Genomic DNA, 18,589 nt, shown 5'->3' with positions numbered 1-18,589 from the left:
CTCAGTTGGACCAGCCGCCGTCGATCACCTGCGCCGTGCCGGTGGTGAATGCCGATTCGTCCGAGCCGAGGTACACCGCCAGCGCGGCGATCTCGGCAGCGCTGCCGATGCGCCCCATCGGCTGGCGGGCGACGAAGGCGGCTTCCACTTCGGCCAGGCTCTTGCCGCTGTCGCGCGCCTGGTCCGCGATGCGCTGGCGCAGCGAGGGCGACTCCACCGTGCCGGGGCAGATCGCATTGCAGCGGATGCCCTGGCCGATGTAGTCCGCCGCCACCGACTTGGTCATGCCGATCACCGCCGCCTTGGTGGCGCCGTAGATAAAGCGGTTGGGCGCGCCCTTGATGCTGCTGGCCACCGATGCCATGTTGACGATCGAGCCGCTGCGCTGCGCCACCATGGCGGGCAGGAAGGCGCGCATCATGCTGTACATGGCGCGCACGTTCAGGTTCATCGAGAAATCGAAAGCGGCCTCGTCGCACTCCAGGATGGAGCCGTGGTGCACGAAGCCCGCCCCGTTGAACAGGATATCGAGCGCGCCTGCCTGCTTCGCCGCGGCCTGCACCGCGGCGGCGTCCGTCACGTCCAGCCGCAGCGTGGTGCAGCCGGGCTGGCCGGCCAGCGCATCGAGCAAGCGCTCGTTGATATCGGCGGCGATCACGCGCGCGCCTTCACGCAGATAGGCTTCGGCGGTGGCGCGGCCAATGCCCTGCCCGGCCGCGGTGACGAGAGCCAGCTTGCCGGCGAGTCGTTGTGTCATCGGTCATTCTCCATGAGCGGTTCCGGCCACGTGCCCGGGGCCGGCGAAATCATCAGGAAACCAGCGCGCGCGCCACCGTGCGGCGCCCGATCGCAGCCCAGTCCCATTCGATGCCAAGGCCCGGCGCGTCCGGGGCGATGGCATGGCCGGCCTCGATGTGCACGTGGCTGGCGGCAATCTCGTCGAGCTGTGGGATGTACTCCACCCATGCCGCGTTGGGCACCGCCGCGCACAGCGACACATGCAGCTCCATCAGGAAATGCGGGCAGATCGACAGGTTGTGGGCTTCTGCCAGGTGCGCCACCTTGAGCCAGGGTGTGATGCCGCCAATGCGCGCCACATCGGCCTGCACGATGCCGCAGGCGCCCTGGCGCACATACTCGGCAAACTGGCCGGGCGAGTACAACGACTCACCCACCGCGATGGGCACGGAGGTGGACGCCGCCAGCCGCACGTGCCCGCCGATATCGTCGGCCGGCAGTGGCTCCTCGAACCACGCGATACCCAGCTGGGCATAGTGCGGCGCGCGCCGGATAGCCTCGGCGGCGGTGAAGCACTGGTTGGCATCCACCATCAGCTCGAAGCCGTCGCCAACCGCGTCGCGCACCGCTGCCAGCCGCGCCAGGTCCTCGCTTGCCCGCGTGTGGCCCACCTTCAGCTTGGCGCCGCGAAAGCCGGCCTCGCGCGCGGCCACGGCCTCGCTCACCAGCGTGTCGGCGTCCAGGTGGAGCCAGCCGCCTTCGGTGGTGTACACCGGTACCCGCGGCTGCGCGCCCCCGGCGGCAAGCCACAGGGGCTGGCCGTCGCGGCGGCAGCGCCAGTCCCACAGCGCGGTATCGATGGCAGCCAGCGCCAGGCTGGTGATGGCACCGACCGAGGTGGCGTGGGTGGCGAACAGCAGCTCCCGCCAGATCGCCTCGATCTGGGCGGGATCGCGCCCGATCAGGCGCGGCGCCAGGTGATCGCGCAGCAGCGCCATCACCGACGAGCCGCCGGTGCCGATGGTATAGGCGTAGCCCGTGCCCTCCGAGCCATCGTCGCAGCGGATGCGCACCATGGGCGTTTCCTGCGTGACGAAGGACTGGATCGCATCGGAGCGCGGCACGCGCGGCGGCAGGTCCACCTGCAGCAGCTCAACCTGGACGATGGTGGCGCTCATTTGCTGCCCACCAGGTTGGGCAGCCACAGCGTGATCGCCGGGATATACGTGATGGCGATCAGCGTCAGGAACAGCGGCACCAGCCACGGCAGGATGGCCACGGTGGTGCGCTCCACCGACAGCTTGGCCACGCGCGCCAGCACGAACAGCACCATGCCCAGCGGCGGATGCAGCAGGCCGATCATCAGGTTGAGCGTCATCACCAGCCCGAAGTGGATCGGGTCGATGCCGAGCTTGAGCACGATGGGCAGCAGGATCGGGACCAGGATGGTGATCGCCGCCGTGGTATCGATAAAGCAGCCCACGATCAGGATCAGCACATTGGCCAGCAGCAGGAACACCCATTTGTTATGGGTGAAGCCAAGGATGGCGTCGGTCAGCATCTGCGCGGCCTGGCTGGTGGTGAGCAGCCAGGCGAAGATCGATGCCGCGGTGACGATGAACAGCACCGATGCGGTGGTCTCGATGGTATCGAGCGTGGCCTTGGCCAGCGAGCGCAGCGTCATGGAGCGGTAGCGCACCAGCCCGAGGAACAGCGCCCAGATCACCGCCGCCACGGCGGCCTCGGTGGGCGTGAACCAGCCCAGCGTCATGCCGCCAATCAGGATCACCGGCGCCATCAGCGCCATCACCGCGGAAAAATCGAAGTACCAGTCCAGCGCCAGCAGCACCGCCAGCGCGATCAGCGCGGACACGTTGGTGGAAACGCCGAAACGCGTCATCAGCCAGATCGCCAGCGGAAAGGCGAGCACCACGGCAACCTCGATGCTGGCGTTGCCCAGCAGCTTCCAGGAAAACGCCGTGTCGCTGCCCCAACCGCGCCGGTGGGCGAACCACGCCACCGTGCCCATCATGAACAAGGTCAGCACCAGGCCCGGCACGATGCCGGCCAGGAACAGCGAGCCGATCGACACATTGGCCATCATGCCGTAGATCACGAACGGCAGCGACGGCGGGATGATCGGCCCCAGCGTGGCCGAGGCCGCCGTCACGCCGACCGCGAACTCGGTCTCGTAGCCGTGGTCCTGCATGGCCTTGATCTCGATCGTGCCCAGGCCCGCCGCATCGGCAATGGCGGTGCCCGACATGCCGGAGAAGATCACCGAGCCGATGATGTTGACGTGGCCCAGCCCGCCGCGCATCCAGCCCACCAGCGCGACGGCGAAGTTATAGATGCGCCCGGTGATGCCGGCCACGTTCATCAGGTTGCCGGCGAGGATGAAGAAGGGCACGGCCAGCAGCGGGAAGCTCTCCACGCCAGCAATCATGCGCTGCGCCAGGATCATGTCCGGCACCGTGCCGGAGGCCCAGATATACAGCAGCGAAGCCACCGCCATCGCAATGGCGACCGGCAGGCCCACCAGCATCAGCAGCAGGAAGGAAACAATCAGGATCCACATGGCGGCGCGCTCCGGGTTGGTCGTCAGTCGTCGTCAGTCGTCGCTGGCCTCGAACGCCTCGGGGCGCTCCAGGATGGAAAAGCCCTGCGTCCAGTTCTGCCAGGTCACCTGGCACGAGCGCAGGCACATCAGGGCAAATCCGGCCAGCACGAGGTAGTAGATCCAGCTCTTGTTCCACTCGATGGTGGTCATTGGCTCGTCGCCCACCACCACGATGTAGTGCCAGACCAGCCAGCCGGCATAGCCAAGAAAGGCGGTGCGGCCGATGTCCACCAGCGTGGACAGCACGCGTGCCGGCGCGTGCGGCAGGTAGCGGTAGATCAGGTCCACCTGGATATGCCGGCTCTTGCGCACGCACATCGCCGCACCGATGAACACCACGCCGATCAGGCAGTAGGTGGCCAGCTCCTCCGTCCAGGCCAGCGAGTCGTTCATCACGTAGCGGGTGAAGAACTGCAGGAAGACCAGCACGGTCATGAACCAGAACAGCCCCAGCGTGAACCAGTCCTCGGCGGCGTAGCCTTTGAGGTCCACTGGCTTGTCGTCCGCCTCCTCGAAGCTGTGCGCCAGCTCCGCGACGGTGGCCAGTTGCGGCACACCGCCTGGGGTCTCGCCGCCGACGGCCTGCGCGGGCAGGTCGTCGGCGAGTCGGGAACGCATTTCCATGTTGTTGCTCCGCAAAGACTGTGATCTGTCATCTGTCATCTGCCATCCGGCGCCTGCTAGCCGGCCACGCCCGCCGCCTGGGTCACTGCACCGCCTGGATCTTGTCCCAGTCGGCCTTGCGATAGCCCTGCGATTCGAAGCTCACGTTCTTCAGCACCGCGTCGCGGTACTCCGGCACATTGATGTCGGTGACCGCCAGGCCCTTCTGCTTGAAGACCGCCACCAGCTCCTTCTCGCGCGCCACAACGTCGGCGGTGGCGCGGGTGGCGGCTTCCTGCGCCACGTCGGAGAACATCTTGCGGTCGGCCTCGGAGAGCTTCTTCCACAGGCCGCCCGAGATCACCGTGTTGAGGTGGTCGACGATATGGCCCGTGAGCACGATGTACTTCTGCACCTCATAGAACTTCTTGGCTTCGATGGTGGGCAGCGGGTTCTCCTGCGCCTCCACGGTGCCGTTCTGCAGTGCCAGGTACACCTCGGCGAATGCGATCGGCGAGGTATTCACGCCGCAAGCGCGCGGCATGGCAAGATAGGCCGGCACATCGGGCACGCGCATCTTCAGCCCCTTCATCTCGGCGCAGTGCGAGAAGGGCTTGTTGGAGGTGGACTGGCGCGTGCCGTAGTAAGTCGTGGCGACGATATGGTTGCCCGATTTTTCCTCGTAGCCGCGCGTGAGCTCCTTGTAGATATCGCTCCTGGTATAGGCCAGCAGGTGGTTGGCGTCGCGGAAGGTGTAGGGGTAGTAGGTCACGCCGATGCGCGGGAACGACTTGGCGGCAAAGCTGGAGCCCGAGATGATGATATCGACCGAGCCCATCGCCAGGCCCTGGTTGATGTCGTTCTCCTTGCCGAGCTGGGAGGCGGGGAACACATCGATCTGGTACCTGCCGTTGCTGCGTTTCTTGATCTCCTCGGCGGCCCACACCGACCACTTGTGGAACGGCTCCGAGGTCTCGTACACGTGCGCCCATTTGAGCTTGGTCTGGGCCAGCGCGCTGCCGCAGGCCAGGCTGGCCACGCAGGCTGCCAGCACGAGGGCGGCCGGCAGCAGCGTTGACGGCAGGCGCAGGGAAAATGGCTTCATGCTTCGTCTCCTTCGATGTGGTTGGCCTTGCGCTCTCTCGCGGACGCGCTTGCGGCAGTCAGGTGCTGCGTGGATGGATCTATGCGGCTGTGAGTTGTACCTTGGTGCTGCGCGTCTTGTCGGCGGCCAGCGTGAAAGCCTCCACGGCCTGCGCCAGCGGCAGCTGCGCGGACAGCAGCGGGCGCACGTCGAGGCGGCCTTGCGTGAGATAGCGCACCGCCCAGTCGAACTCGCGCCCGAAGCGGAACGCGCCGACATACTCCAGCTCGCGCGCCATGATGCTGTTGGCCGGGAAATGCAGCCCCTCGGCCGGCAACGTGCCGATCTGCACGATGCGGGCGCCACGCCGCGCGGCCAGCAGGCAGGTGTCCAGCGCCGCCCCGCTGCCGGCGGCTTCCAGGCAGACGTCGGCGAGGTCCTGCAGCGCCTGCGGTGGTTCCCGGTCGGTGCGGATCACCTGGTCGGCGCCGACCCGCAATGCCACTTCGAGCGGGCGGTCCGCGATATCGCAGGCGATGATGTGCGCGGCGCCGGCCAGGCGCGCGGCCATCACCGCCAGGCTGCCGATGGTGCCGCCGCCGGTGACCAGCACCGTCTTGCCCAGCAGCTCGCCGGCGCGGTTCACGCCGTGCAGCGCCACGGAGAGCGGCTCGGCAAACGCCAGCTCGCCCAGCGAGATATCGCTGTCCACCGGCGTCAACTGGCGCTCGTGCATCAGGAAGTGCTCGCGGAACATGCCTTGCACATGCGGATAGATGCTGGCGCTGCCGAGAAAGCGCATGTTCCGGCAAAGGTTGTCGCGCCCGGCCCGGCAGTAGTCGCACTGCCCGCAAGCATGCGAGGGATTGATCGCCACCTTGTTGCCCGGCACGACGCGCGTGACCGCGCTGCCCACGCGGGAGACGATGCCTGCCGCTTCGTGGCCCGGCGTCAGCGGCTCGCGGATCACGAAGGCGCCGACCTTGCCATGGAAGTAGTAGTGCAGGTCGGAGCCGCAGATGCCGGCCGCGCCGAGGCGCACCTCGACCTCAAACGGCCCGGGAGCGGCGGGTTCCACCTGCGTGAAACGCAGGTCTTCGCTCGCATGGATATGGCAGACCAGGGACATCATGACTCCTCGGTAAGCTTGCGCGGCTTGCGGCGCATTGCGGTTGGCTCGGTTGGCTCGGTTATCTCGGTTGGCTCGACTGGCTTGCCTGGCTCGGATGGCGCGCCTGCGGGCCACGCCGCGTAGAAGCGGCCGTGCGAGGCTTCCAGGTGCAGGCACATGGCATCGCGCGCGGCATCCGGCGATCCCGAGGCAATGGCTGCCACCACGGCGCGGTGCTCGGCAATGGCCGCGTGCCAGCTGGACTCGTTCTCGAAGTAGCTGCCGAAGCGGGCAAAGAGCGGGTTATGGCGCTCGTCGAACAGCTCGGCCACCAGGCGCTGTAGTACGGCATTGCCGGACACTTCGGTAATCCGCAAGTGGAACAGGCGGTCGCCCTTGACGGGGATCTGTCCCGCGCCAGCCTCTTCCTGCATGATGGCAATCGAATCTTCCAGCGCGGCCAGCAATGCCGGTGTGGCATGCCGCGCGGCATTGGCCGCCATCTCGCCCTCGATGGTCTGGCGCGCGCGGATCACATCCAGCGGCGGCTCGGCCATCACGCTGGCAGCGCGCGCCCGCTCCGGCGGACAGGCATAGATGCCCGAGCCCATCCGCACCTCCACCAACCCTTCCACCTCCAGCGCGATCAGCGCTTCGCGCACCGATGGCCGAGACACGCCGAGCTGTACCGCAAGGTCTCTCTCGGGCGGCAGGCGCGCGCCCACGGGAAACTCACCGTTCTCGATCAGCCGGCGCAACTGGTCGGCAATCTGGCGGTACAGGCGGCGAGGTTCGATCTGCTGCAGGGGCATGTCGGCGCGCGATCTTCGAAAATGATTTGGGCCAGGAGGTAAAGTGGCCTGACCAATTTTTAGGAAGTTTTTACACGCTCTACAAGGGGAATTTATACGGCACTGCAGCACGCGGGCGCCGGTGCCTGCCCGCCTGCCCGCGCCAGGGGCGACAGCGGCTTGCACGGCGGGTGCAGCAAAGAATGCGGCGAGGAGGCTTGCGCAGGCGCCCCGACAAAATGCAGCTTACGGGACAACCCCAATGTCACCGTCCTTGGCCTCCCTGCGACACTTTCTATACTGGAGGCACAAGCAGAAAGACAGGAGACGGCAATGCTGCACCTCACGTCACATGATCTTGTGTTCTTGATTCCGATGGCGCTGGTTGGCATGATTGCCTTCGGCGGGATCCCCTTCACGGCCCGGGCCTTGCGCATCAGTTGCCGCGCGGCAGGTGCGATCTTCGGGGCTCTGCTGGCGGTGGCCTTGCTGGAGGCGCTTCCGTTGCTTATCTGAACGCTTCGAGCGTTCCCGGCTTGCTTGTAAAAAGGGGGCCGCTATGACACTGAGCCTGCTGGCTGTCTTGATGGCGGCGTTTCTGCTGGTCACCGTCGCCACGGCGATCTGGCGCTGTAGCCACCCCTACCGCATACGCTATCGGCGCTGCGCCGAGCAGCGCAAGCGCGCCGGCATCTGCCGGCAAATGCAGCGGCACTGAGCGCGCCGCCTGCGGAGTTGCATCGTCATCCGGGCCGGATGTGCCCGGTAGATTGTGTGCCCTGCCTGGCCGATCAGATTTCGATCATCGCGAATTCACCCTTGCCCACGTCACATTCGGGGCAACGCCAGTCTTCCGGAATGTCCTCCCAGCGCGTGCCGGGAGCGATGCCATCGTCCGGCCAGCCCTGCTCTTCGTCGTAGACCCATCCGCAAATCAAGCAAACCCAAGTCTTGTAAACAACGGCTTCCTGCTGCAAAACGCACTCCTGTATCGATTCCGGGCGAAATGATACAGTGTTTTTTTGCCTGTGCCCCGGCGTTAGGGCCACGGGCCAAAGCGCAGGGGGCGGCAACGCCACCCCCTGCGCGGGCAGGTTTCCCGGCAATTCACTGCCGGATGGTGAAGTCGACCCGGTTGGGTGCGCCCTTGTCCTTGATGCCATCGGCGTTGAGCTTCGAGGCGGTCATGAACAGGCGGCTTTCCGGCACCTTGGCATCGCGCTCCAGCGCCTGCTTGACCGCCAGCGCCCGCTGCTCGGCCAGTTGCCTGAGCTCCACATCGGTAACCGGCGCGTTCTCCAGCAGCAGCGTCTCCATCTCCTTGGGGGGCAGGGATTTCGACAGCCCGATCACATTGCGCGGCTTCTTGAAGGAGGCGCGCTTGTAGACCGCTTCGAGGTACTTCGGGTACTCCTGCGGCGACACCGTCACCTTGGCGCCTTGCTCGCCTTCCTCGTTCTCTTCAGCCACGGCGCCCGCCTTTGCGCTGGCGCGCATCTCGCGCGACTTTTGCTCGGCCACGCGCGCGTCCAGCCAGGCGCGCTTGGCGCCGGCGGTATCGGTGGCGGGATCGATGCGGCCGCTGATCTCCAGGCGCAGTGCCGGGCGGTCGGCCAGGGCCTTGCCCAGTGTCGCGATCTTCTGCGTGGCCGCCGGCGTGAGCGTGGACGTGCCGGGCGCGAACTCCACGTAGCCCAGTTCGTCGCCGCCGCCAAAGGCAGAGGCGATCAGCGAGAACGGCGAGGTGATGGCCTTGGCCAGCAGGTTGACGATCACCCGCGCGATCACGCCGCCGATGCTGAACTCCGGGTCCGACAGCGAGCCCGACACCGGCAGGTTGATGTCGATCACGCCATGACGGTCCTTCAAGAGCGAGACTGCCAGCAGCACCGGCAGCTTGGTCGCGCTCGGGCTGTCGACCTTGTCGCCAAAGGTGAGCTGGTCCAGGTAGAGGTGGTTGTGCGCGTCCAGCTTGCCGTTCTCGATCTTGTAAGCCACGTCGACCGTGAGCTTGCCCTTGGTGATCGGGTAGCCGGCGTACTTGGCCGCGTACGGCGTCAGCCGGGTCAGCTCCACGCCGGCGGCCTTGGCGGCAATGTCGAGGTAGAGCTGCTCGGCCAACGGGTTGAGCTTGCCGTCGATCGTGACCGGCGCGTCGTCGTCGATGCGGCCGGCCAGGGTGAGGTCGGCAGGCGCCGGTTCCGTCGAGGACAGCTTTGAGACCGAACCCTTCATGTCGGTCAGGTTGGCGGAGTAGTTCGGCTTGACGAAGAAGTCCGAGAAGTTGATGTTGCCCTTCTCCACCGTCACGCCACCGATGCGGATCTGCGGCTTTGCCGCGGCGGCCACAGGCGCGGGTGCCGGGGCCGGTGCGCTGGCGGCGGGTGCCGATGCGGGACTGGCCTGCGTCAGGCTGGTGGTTGGCGCGGCCTCGCCCTTGGCGGCGCCGCCGGCCATGACATCCTGCAGGTTGAGCCGGCCGTTGGCATTAAGGATCACCCGCGCATAGAAGTCCGACAGCGCGACACCAGCCACGCCGACCTTCATCGGCCCCTTGGCCTCATCCATGGCGAAATCGATGCCGTTTACCGCCAGCGAGCGCCAGCGCAGGAAATCGTCACCGGTCACCCGGTCGACGCTGCGCACATTGCCCAGCAGTGCATTACCGCTAAAGCGCGCGGCGATCGGCTTGCCGGCGGGGGCCTGCACGCCGAGGCGGCCCTTGACGGTAGCGGTGCCGCCACGCAACGCCGCGTTAAAGCGGTCGGCGAGGTAGGGCTGCAGCGGCGCGAGGTCCAGCTCGCGCAAGTCCACCTGCAGTTGCGCCGCGGGCGCGGTGGGCAGTACGGTGCCGTCGAGCGCCATCGCGCCGCGCCGGCCCACATCGGCCTTGAGCGTCATCGGGATGGCGCCTGCCGCCATCGGCCAGTTGAGTGCGCCGGTGCCCAGGCTGATATTGCGGAATTGATGGACCACCGGGCGGTCGCGGTTGGCGGCCGCGGGCGCATAGTCGGTCACGCGCAGGCTGCCGCCATCGAGCGCGAACTTGCCGAGCTGTGCCTTCCAGGGCAAGGGCTTGGCGGCGGCAGCGCTCTCGGGCTGGACGGCCTTGGCCTGGACACCGGTTGCACGTTGGGCGGACTTCTGCTTGGATTGCACTGCCCACAGGCGCGCGCTTTCGAGCAACTCGCCCTTGAAGTCACGAGTGATGGCGATCTGCGGCTTGGCGACCACCAGCTGGCTTGCCTGGAATGAATGCGCGCCAAGATCGAAGGCGATGTCCTCCAGCGCCACGCGCTCGGCGCGCATCACCGGCAGGTTGGCGGCTTCGCTGTCGTCACTAGCACGCGCCCGGCGGGTGTCTCGCCGGCGGTCGCTTTCGGCGGTGGCAGGTTTGTTTGCGCCCGTAGTGGCGGCTGCCACTTGCGCCACCGACACCGGCTCCCGGGTAGCCAGGTAGAGCGGCGCCAGTTCGACGCGGGACTTTTCCAGCGAGAATGCAAAGGCGGGGCGGCCCCAAGCCATCTTGTAGTGCAGTTCGGCATTGATGGCGGTATCGCCAAGCCGGGTCTGGAGCTCCGATGGCCACCATGCGGCAAACCCTTGGGGCTTCACGCCGCTGGCTTGCAGCGTGCCAGCCATGGTGCCGCCATGCAGGGACAGCTCGCCCTCATGGCTGAGCGTCTGGCCTTCGCCTATCGTCAGCTTGGCCTTCACCTTGGCGGGCTTGTCGCTGTCGCCGGCGAAGCCGGCCACGTCGGCGTCAAGCGGCCCGAGCGCGAGCGTGCCGGGCCCGGAGGGGGCCGAGTCGTCGCGCAGGCCCAGGCTGGCTTCTTTGACGGTGATCTGGTCGATCGCATAGCGCCAGGGCTTTTCCGGCACCGGCGCAATGCCGGCGGCGGCGGGCGCCGATGCCGGGCCGGCCTTGGCTGCGACAGGTGCGGAAGCCGGGCCAGCCTTGGCTGCGGCCGGAGCGGATGCGGGTGCCGCTGCTGTTGCAGAGGCGGCTGCAGCCGGCCGGGCCGGCTTTTCCACCTTGGCGGCTTCCGGCAGGAACGCCTCGGCCAGGTCGAGCGAGCCATCGGCGCGCCGCACGGCGTGCACGGCCAGGCCATCCACCGAGAGGCTGCGCAGGTGAGCCAGCCGCCCCAGCGGCTCGATGCGCGCGATGTCCACCGCTATCCGCCCGGCCTTCACCAGCGGCGAGCCATCATGCTTGCGGATATCGGCGTCGCGCAGCGCCGCGGTGCCTGCCAGGAAGATGTCCTGCTTGTCCTTGTCCTGGATAAAGCCCAGCGTCAGCCGTGAATCCAGCAGGCCGCCCTTGATATCCGCATCCTTGAGCTTCGGCGCGAACGGCATGTAGCGCGCCAGTTCCAGGGCATCGAGGTTGATATTGAGGTGGGTCTCGCGCGAGGCGGCGAACGGCAGCATGGTGCCGTCGAGCGCCAGCGCGGAACCGTTGATGTTCGCGCTCAGCGTGGGCCGGGTGACGATCTCCACGTCGTGCGGCAGGTTGGACAGGAACGGTAGCGTGATGGTCAGGTTGTCCACGCGCTGCGTCTGGTTGAGCAGCTTGTCGTTGAACACCATGCTGCCGCCGGTCAGCGCGATATTGTTGACCGAGAAGCGCGCCGGCTCGGATTTTGGCGCGGGCGGCCTGGCCGCGAAGCGCTCCTGGATATCGGCGTAGTTCATGCGGCCGCTGGCGTCGCGCGCAAGATGCAGCGCTGGCCGGTCGATATGCACGGCATCCACCACCGGCGCGAAGTGCCACAGCGAGGCGATGGCGCCATCGATCTTGGCTTCGCCTACGGTCAGCATGGGCGTGGTGCCATCGGGCTCGTAAATCGTGATGTCGGAAACGTCGACGGCCAGCGAGAACGGCTGCACCTGTGCGCCCCCGATCGTGACCTTGCGTCCCAGCGCCTCGCTGGCCTGCTTGGCCGCCAGCGACTTGATCAGCGGTGGCCCGCCAAAATACCCGGCCAGGCCGAACACCGCCAGCGCGGCCACGATGCCGCCGGCCACCCGCAGGCCGGCCCGGCGACGTGGCGTTGCCGTTGCCGCCTGCATGGAGAACTTGATTGCCATGTGATCCCAGAAGATTCGACCCCAACTTCCCGCGTGCCGCCTTGCGGACCCGTTGGCGAGCTACCTGGATGAAGCCATTCCACAGTGCGTCGCTACACGGATCGGCCACTTTGTGGCCCGGCTTTCACTTTTTAACGACATTATCGCAACGCTTGGGGGCAAAGCAAAGGCATTCAAATGGATTTAAAGAGGATTTCAGGACGGTCCAAAAAGGAATGCAAGCGCGCTGGCCGAAGCCGGTTCAACGCCGATCTGGTATCGTCACGCCTTTGCGAAGCGTCTCGTCGCATGCCAGCGGCTTATCCGCCACTTAGTGCCTGCTTCTCCCGCGCTGTACCCTCCGGCCAGAACCCTCCACGTCAACCGTGTTGCGCGCTTCGCATGCGATCAATTTCCATGCGAGTCCCCTCATGTCTACCACCAGCAGTACTGTCGGAGCAGATAGCGCGCGCAGCCTGCAAGCGCGCCCGCTGACCGGACAGGATTACAAGACGCTTGCCCTGGCCGCCCTCGGGGGCGCGCTCGAGTTCTACGATTTCATCATTTTTGTCTTCTTCGCCACCGTCATCGGGCAGCTGTTCTTCCCGCCGTCGGTGCCGGACTGGCTGCGCCAGCTGCAGACCTTCGGCATCTTTGCCGCAGGCTACCTGGCGCGCCCGCTGGGCGGCATCATCATGGCCCACTTCGGCGACCTGCTTGGCCGCAAGAAGATGTTCACGCTGTCGATCCTGCTGATGTCGGTGCCGACGCTGCTGATGGGCCTGCTGCCGACTTACCACGCGATCGGCCTGCTGGCGCCCGTGGCGCTGCTGCTGCTGCGCGTGATGCAGGGCGCGGCGGTTGGCGGCGAAGTGCCCGGCGCCTGGGTGTTCGTCTCCGAGCACGTGCCCGCGCGCCGCACCGGCTATGCCTGCGGCACGCTGACCGCGGGCCTGACCGCCGGCATCCTGCTGGGCTCCCTGGTGGCCACCGGCGTCAACACCATCTTCACCCCGGCGGAACTGATCGACTGGGGCTGGCGCATGCCCTTCCTGCTGGGCGGCGTGTTCGGCATCGGCTCCATGTACCTGCGCCGCTGGCTGCACGAAACCCCGGTGTTTGCCGAGCTGCAGAAGCGCAAGGCGCTGGCCGCGGAAATGCCGCTCAAGACGGTGGTGCGCGATCACCGCGGCGCGGTGGCGGTGTCGATGCTGCTGACGTGGATGCTGTCCGCGGGCATCGTGGTGGTGATCCTGATGACGCCCACCTTCCTGCAGAAGATCTATGGCTTCGATGCGCGCACCGCGCTGGTCGCCAATAGCGTGGCCACGCTGTGCCTGACGATCGGCTGCGTGGTAGCCGGCCTGATGGCCGACAAGGTTGGCCCCCGGGTCACCCTGTTCGGTGGCGGGCTGCTGCTGGCCATCAGCTCGTATGTGTTCTATAGCACCCTCCACACGCGCCCGGACCTGCTGCTCCCGCTGTACGCGGTGGCCGGCTTCTTCGTGGGCACCATCGGCGCAGTACCTTATGTGCTGGTCAAGGCGTTCCCGGCCCAGGTGCGGTTTTCCGGGCTGTCGTTCTCGTACAACCTGTCGTACGCGATCTTCGGCGGGCTGACCCCGATGATCGTGACGCTGATGCTCAAGAACGATCCGCTGGCCCCCGCCTACTACGTGGTGGCGCTGTGCCTGCTGGGCATGGTGACGGCACTGTTCGTCAAGGACCGCTCGCTCGCCTGAGCCTGATGGCTGCTACTGCGCGCCCGTGTTGAGCCAGGCGCCGGCCATGAAAAAAAGGAGGGTCGCATCCGCGCCCTCCTTTTTTTACGCCCATGCGCTAGCCAGCACTAGCGGCGATGCTGCTTGAAAAACTCCCACATCAACGCGCTCGCATCGGGGCCGATCGGCGCATGGTAAGGGTAGTCGCCATCGCCGCCGCTCCAGGCGTGATCGAGGCCGGCTACCTCGCACAGTTCGACCAGTTCGCGGTTCCAGGTGCCAAAGCTGGCCTCCAGGTAGTCCCCGGCCGGCAGCAGCGCGCTGGCGGGATGGCCGCTGGTGCCGTCGACCTGCGCCGCACCCGCACCCGCATCCGCCATGGCGGCGGCTTCTTGCTCCGCGCCGGTGAGGTGCCGCACCGCGGCGCCGTTCATCCGCTCCTCGACCCGGTCGCTCATGCCGTTGTAGGCCAGGAACTGGCGCGCGAGCAAGCGGGCGTTGATGGGATGTACCGCCTCATCGTCCATGCCGTGCAGCACGATGGCCGGCATCTTCGGTCCGCCCGGGGTCACGCCAGCGGCATCCAGCAGCATCGCCGGGTCGGCTTCCGTGCCATGCTGCATGGCACGCAGGCCGTCGCCGGCCGTGTGGCCCGCGCCGATCACGACACCGGAATGCAGGCCCACGGCAGCGATCCTCTCGGGATAGCGCAAGGCCACCACCGCCGCCATGCTGGCGCCCGCGGACAAGCCCGCCAGGTACACCTGGTCGGCACGGACGTCCCGCCTGGCCGCCAGCGCATCGATCAATACCGCCAGCGCCTGCGCCTCGCGGCCGCCCTCCTTGGCACCCAGGTCGAACCACTGCCAGCAGCGCTGCATCTGGCGCCGCAGGGGCTGCTGGGGATAGGCCACCATGAAGCCTTCGCGCTCGGCGAGGGCGTTCATCCGCGTGCCCGCCGCGAGGTCTTCCGGCTTCTGCCGGCAGCCATGCAGCATCACCACCAGCGGCATGGGCCGCTTGGGCGCGCCGGAAGGCACGTAAAGCCAGTAGGGCAAGCGAGGGACCAGTTCGCCCGGCAGCGGCGCGAGGCGGTGGTGGTGTGAAGCCCATTCTCCGGGCAAGGGGTGGCGCGGCGGCAAAGGCAGCGGCGCCGGCGAGCGCGCCCGAAGACGGGGCGCTGCGGGGTTAAGCGTAGCGATACGGTTGAACCACGTTCTGAGATGGTGCGCGGACTGGGGTTGCGCCCGGCTGATCTGCCGGAGCTGCGCATGCCAGTCCGCCGAAAGGCTCTTGGTCATGAAGACTCCTGCTATCGATATTGTTGCGATGCAGCATAGCACACGAGCAACCCGGGATAGTTGTCGCTTTTTCATCACATGTTATGCAACGCAGACATTAGAATCTTCCATCTAATCCGCCATGCGCACACATATGCACTTTGGCAAAACGTCCATAGACACCAAAACACTGAATTCGGCCGACGAAAGAATGCAGATCACCAAGAGATAGCAGCAGAAGGCACGCGGCCCGCCTCAACCGGCGACGGATAGCCCGTCTGCCTCTACTCCGGGCCAGGCCCGGCAGACACCACCAGAGGCATCCGCGCCTCGGTTGCGTAGGACAGACACTGACAGCAAGGCCGCGCAAACGCGGCTATGTTCAGGCTATGCCGCCGTATGCGGGGTAGCCCTCAGGGAGATCACCCTGCGGCGGCTATGCCACTGGCGGTCGACATCGCTTCCGGTATCTGTATCTCTATGCGGGACTTTCCTTTCGCGGTGCGCGCGGGCCTGGCGCCGCTTGGCTTCCTGATGGTGACCGGACTGGCGCCAGCGGTGGCCGCGCAGGCCAACGCTCCGGCTTCGCTGTCGACGCTGGCGAGACTGCTGCTAGGCACGGTAGATGGCAGGAGCACCGGCATGAGCGGCGTGACGCGCCTCACTGGCGGCGTGGCCAGTTCCGAAGCGGAACTCAACACGGCTTGCCAGGAGCTGACTCGCGCCGGGCCATTCACGCTGGACGCCGCAACGCGGCTGGAGGGATGCAGCGTCGCGCCCGGCAAGCGCGTGCAGTTCCGTCTCAGCCTGGTTGGCGTGGATGCGAGCCGCGAGGGTACCGTGGCGTTCATGGCAAGTGCCCGCCCCGTGCTCGAGCGCGGCATCTGCCGCAACCCGGACGTGCCGGTGCTGGGCCGGCTGGGCGTCACGCTGAACTATCGCTACGCCGGAATCGGCAACCAGCCGCTGGGAGAGGTCACGATTACGCCGGACCGCTGCGGCCCCAAATAGAGACTATTTTCTTTCCTGGGCGCATTCCTGCCGATACGCCTCGTCGAGCTTCTTGCGCTCCGCTTGCCGCTCGATATTGGGATGGGTGCTGCCATCCGCTCTGGTCACCGTGGCTTTGCCGGTGGTCCATTGCGCTCCCGCGGGCAGGGCATTGATCTTGTCGAGCAAACCCTGGCAGCGGGTGCGCTGGGATGGCGTGAGGGTGCCGTCCGCTGCCGGCCCGGCATTGTCGGTGGCGGGATCCAGCAAGAGCCGCGGCGGCGGCGGCGCGACCATCGGCGCGGGCACTTCCAGCGCGGCGGCAGTGGCAGCCTGGCCCGCAAGCAGCCCCAGGCCCAGTGCGGTAGCCAAGACGATCGAAGCCCGTTTCATTTTCAGTTCTCCACAGCGGGGGCGCATTGCGCCTTCCATGACGATGTTCCAGGGGTCGCCCTGCCGGCTGATACCGAAAAACCGCATGTTTCCGATGTCCCTCCTAAGGTGGCGGCAGCCGCCGGCAATGCAGGCACGAACCCAGCTTAGCTTCGTTCCTTGCCGTTGCCGGCCCGACCCGTGCGATTGCCCAGCAACTCCAGCTTGAGCAGCGCATCTGCAAGCATACTCTTGAGGCGGGTGTTTTCGTCCTGCAGGTCGCGCATCTTGCGGCTGTCGCGCGCTGCGCTGCCAGCGCCCTGGCCGTATTTGATGCGCCAGCCATAGAAGGAAGCGTCGCTAAGTCAAGCAAATTGGAGAGGCAACCCGCCGCGAGGCAAACCCCGCCTGACCCGCAACTTACGGCGGCGCAATCCAATCTGTGAGCATATCACCCATGGCCGGAAAAGCAATTCAACATTTTAAACTCTCGATATAAACATTCTTTAAATCCAGCGTTAACGCATACCAATCTGGAAAACCACGATCAAGAAAACGGAACGAATTGCCAAAATTTTATATCCCATTTCCTGATTCTCTGACTCGCCTTTCCACTGTCACACAACCGCAAAAAAATCATGCAAGCGAAAAAAGACCGTTTTTCAGTGCATAACGCACCTAGTTACATGAGGTTATGAAGCGCAGGACACAAATATTTTCAATGTCCCCAGGTCCGAACAATGAGCATTTTTTGAGCTGGATTTATGGAATAACTTTGATAATGCCACTGGCAAGTTTCAAAGTTCTGCATTAATCTTCTCTAGAATTAACCAAATTCCGATCTCCAGCAACCGGGCCTCGCGCCCCGGTGCAGACTGGCGACGATAAGCGCAACGCGAAGTCGGTCGGCTAGTCGTTTTTTCAGCGTTGCTGCCTATATATCGGGCCACATGCAAGCAGCACTGCGTCGTAGTTTCCCCAGTTTGGCCGGGAGATCTTGAAGACCGCCACGATTTGCGGATGTACCGACGTTGTGCGGGCCCCGGTGCTCACGGCCAGGCATGGCAGACCCAGCACGGTAATAGGCCAGATACGCCAGCCAGCCACCCAGCTACCCAGCACAGCAGATGCGTTATGGCTTTGGCGGCAAGACAGAAAGAGAACAAAAGAACAAGCTTCGAATCGGGAGACGTCACCATGCGGCATGTCAGCACCAAGCTTTTGCACGTTTTCGTTTTGTTGATGGAATATCGTGACCTCGGCGCCGTCGCCGCCTGCACGCAAGGTCGGGTTCCGACCATTGCCTACAGCCTCGCGCGTCTGCGCGAAATCACCGGCGACCCGCTGTTCATCAAGCGCAATGGCACGCTGGAGCCTACCGCGCATGCCTTGCGGCTGGAGCAGACCGCCCGCCAGATCTTGTCAACATGGGCGCAACTGGTACGCCCGCTTCCCCCCGCCACCGAGGAGGCAAGCCCGCACCGCCGTATCTCGATCGGGTTTTCGCCATCGATCGGCGATCCGGTGATCACCGAGATCCTCACGGCCTTGTGCGAGCAGTTCCCGGATGACCGCTTCATGACGCGGCCGGTCTTTGCCGACGCCGCGCTGGCCACCCAGCTTGCCAGCGGCGATCTGGACTGCGCCTTCGTGGTCGATAGTCACTTTGTGCCCGAGGACGTTGCACTGCACAACATCATGGCCACGCCGCGCCGCCTGGTCAGCGTGGTGCGGCCGGGCGGCCACGACGATGCGCAAGGCCGGCACGAGTGGATACTGCTGCAGGAAGACACCGAGCCCGGCAGTCCGCTGCAGGGTTTCCTGAACCGGCTCGCGCACGATCCCGCCTACCGGGAAACCGTGGTGCCGTCCTGGCACACGCAAGTTGCGTTGCTGCTTGCCGCAGGCGGCACCTGCCCGCTGCTGGACTTCAACGTGCCGCTGGTGACACGCAATCACAAGACGCGCCTGCTGGCGCCGCCCAGCGGCTTCCCGGAGTGGGCCGCCCTGCATTTCTGGGCGCCGGTCCGCGCCGGCAATGCGCTGCGCGCCATCATGGAGATCGGCAGCGCCGTCCTGCACGATCCGGTCAGCGCCATCGACCGCCGTCATCAGCCGCACGAGTCGCGCAGCGCCGCCTACGCAGCCTGACCCTGCTGACCCTCAAGCACGCCGCGCCGCGGCGTGTGCGCTTGTGGCTGGCCAT

The 18,589-nt window shown here is 66.0% G+C and carries 16 protein-coding genes and 1 pseudogene; 5 read left to right on the top strand and 12 right to left on the bottom strand.

Annotation, left to right across the window (positions count from 1 at the left end; genetic code table 11):
* Position 1: 1 nt before the first annotated feature.
* The 7 genes from ACYP5B_RS25875 to ACYP5B_RS25845 all read right to left on the bottom strand — a co-directional run bounded on the left by ACYP5B_RS25875 (position 2) and on the right by ACYP5B_RS25845 (position 6,968).
* Entirely contained in the window at positions 2-757 is a 756-nt protein-coding gene (locus ACYP5B_RS25875; protein ID WP_459571596.1) for an SDR family oxidoreductase, read from the bottom strand.
* A 52-nt stretch (positions 758-809) separates the two neighbouring features.
* Positions 810-1,916, bottom strand: a complete 1,107-nt coding sequence (locus ACYP5B_RS25870) for a mandelate racemase/muconate lactonizing enzyme family protein (RefSeq protein ID WP_459571594.1) — start codon at positions 1,914-1,916, stop codon at positions 810-812.
* Positions 1,913-3,316 carry a TRAP transporter large permease gene (locus tag ACYP5B_RS25865; RefSeq protein WP_459571593.1) on the bottom strand — a complete coding sequence of 468 codons (1,404 nt, stop codon included), beginning with the start codon at positions 3,314-3,316 and terminating at the stop codon, positions 1,913-1,915. The genes ACYP5B_RS25870 and ACYP5B_RS25865 overlap by 4 nt, the downstream gene beginning before the upstream one ends.
* A gap of 33 nt (positions 3,317-3,349) precedes the next feature.
* Positions 3,350-3,982: a TRAP transporter small permease gene (locus ACYP5B_RS25860; protein WP_459571592.1), complete on the bottom strand. Its 633-nt coding sequence runs from the start codon at positions 3,980-3,982 to the stop codon at positions 3,350-3,352.
* Positions 3,983-4,064: 82 nt separating this feature from the next.
* Positions 4,065-5,066 (bottom strand): sialic acid TRAP transporter substrate-binding protein SiaP, encoded by a 1,002-nt coding sequence (locus ACYP5B_RS25855; RefSeq protein ID WP_400094094.1) that lies wholly within the window; start codon positions 5,064-5,066, stop codon positions 4,065-4,067.
* A 79-nt stretch (positions 5,067-5,145) separates the two neighbouring features.
* A complete protein-coding gene (locus tag ACYP5B_RS25850; RefSeq protein WP_459571618.1) occupies positions 5,146-6,174 on the bottom strand; it encodes an L-idonate 5-dehydrogenase in 1,029 nt (342 codons plus the stop codon).
* Positions 6,174-6,968, bottom strand: coding sequence for a FadR/GntR family transcriptional regulator (locus ACYP5B_RS25845; protein WP_459571591.1), 795 nt, complete (start codon positions 6,966-6,968; stop codon positions 6,174-6,176). Before ACYP5B_RS25845 ends, ACYP5B_RS25850 begins: the two co-directional genes overlap by 1 nt.
* A gap of 312 nt (positions 6,969-7,280) precedes the next feature.
* Here ACYP5B_RS25845 and ACYP5B_RS25840 point away from each other — a divergent pair, with 312 nt between their 5' ends.
* Both ACYP5B_RS25840 and ACYP5B_RS25835 read left to right on the top strand, forming a co-directional pair.
* Positions 7,281-7,463, top strand: coding sequence for a hypothetical protein (locus ACYP5B_RS25840; protein WP_043356764.1), 183 nt, complete (start codon positions 7,281-7,283; stop codon positions 7,461-7,463).
* 43 nt (positions 7,464-7,506) lie between these two features.
* Positions 7,507-7,665, top strand: coding sequence for a hypothetical protein (locus ACYP5B_RS25835; protein ID WP_318231648.1), 159 nt, complete (start codon positions 7,507-7,509; stop codon positions 7,663-7,665).
* A 73-nt stretch (positions 7,666-7,738) separates the two neighbouring features.
* Here the strand turns inward: ACYP5B_RS25835 and ACYP5B_RS25830 are convergent, their stop codons facing one another.
* Together ACYP5B_RS25830 and ACYP5B_RS25825 are read right to left on the bottom strand one after the other, a co-directional pair.
* Complete coding sequence (locus ACYP5B_RS25830) at positions 7,739-7,924, bottom strand: rubredoxin (protein ID WP_400094099.1); 186 nt, start codon at positions 7,922-7,924, stop codon at positions 7,739-7,741.
* A gap of 130 nt (positions 7,925-8,054) precedes the next feature.
* Positions 8,055-12,041 carry a DUF748 domain-containing protein gene (locus ACYP5B_RS25825; RefSeq protein WP_459571589.1) on the bottom strand — a complete coding sequence of 1,329 codons (3,987 nt, stop codon included), beginning with the start codon at positions 12,039-12,041 and terminating at the stop codon, positions 8,055-8,057.
* Positions 12,042-12,451: 410 nt separating this feature from the next.
* Here ACYP5B_RS25825 and ACYP5B_RS25820 point away from each other — a divergent pair, with 410 nt between their 5' ends.
* The gene (locus ACYP5B_RS25820; RefSeq protein WP_318231645.1) at positions 12,452-13,762 is read left to right on the top strand and encodes an MFS transporter; all 1,311 of its coding nucleotides are present in this window, start codon (positions 12,452-12,454) and stop codon (positions 13,760-13,762) included.
* A 107-nt stretch (positions 13,763-13,869) separates the two neighbouring features.
* Here the strand turns inward: ACYP5B_RS25820 and ACYP5B_RS25815 are convergent, their stop codons facing one another.
* Positions 13,870-15,042, bottom strand: coding sequence for an extracellular catalytic domain type 1 short-chain-length polyhydroxyalkanoate depolymerase (locus ACYP5B_RS25815; protein WP_459571588.1), 1,173 nt, complete (start codon positions 15,040-15,042; stop codon positions 13,870-13,872).
* 459 nt (positions 15,043-15,501) lie between these two features.
* Between ACYP5B_RS25815 and ACYP5B_RS25810 the strand changes: the two genes are divergently transcribed.
* Complete coding sequence (locus ACYP5B_RS25810; protein WP_459571587.1) at positions 15,502-16,032, top strand: hypothetical protein; 531 nt, start codon at positions 15,502-15,504, stop codon at positions 16,030-16,032.
* A gap of 3 nt (positions 16,033-16,035) precedes the next feature.
* Here the strand turns inward: ACYP5B_RS25810 and ACYP5B_RS25805 are convergent, their stop codons facing one another.
* Both ACYP5B_RS25805 and ACYP5B_RS25800 read right to left on the bottom strand, forming a co-directional pair.
* On the bottom strand, positions 16,036-16,404 hold the full coding sequence (locus ACYP5B_RS25805; RefSeq protein ID WP_318231642.1) for a hypothetical protein: 369 nt from the start codon (positions 16,402-16,404) through the stop codon (positions 16,036-16,038).
* Positions 16,405-16,550: 146 nt separating this feature from the next.
* Positions 16,551-16,736, bottom strand: a pseudogene (locus tag ACYP5B_RS25800) (hypothetical protein); the annotation flags it as partial.
* An 844-nt stretch (positions 16,737-17,580) separates the two neighbouring features.
* On the opposite strand from ACYP5B_RS25800, the gene ACYP5B_RS25795 reads away from it, so the two are divergent.
* A complete protein-coding gene (locus ACYP5B_RS25795) occupies positions 17,581-18,534 on the top strand; it encodes a LysR substrate-binding domain-containing protein (RefSeq protein ID WP_459571586.1) in 954 nt (317 codons plus the stop codon).
* Positions 18,535-18,589: the final 55 nt, after the last annotated feature.

The sequence above is a fragment of the Cupriavidus sp. 8B genome (genome assembly GCF_054589115.1).
Note: the sequence above shows the minus strand (reverse complement) of the source record. Positions and strands in the feature narration are given on the sequence as shown.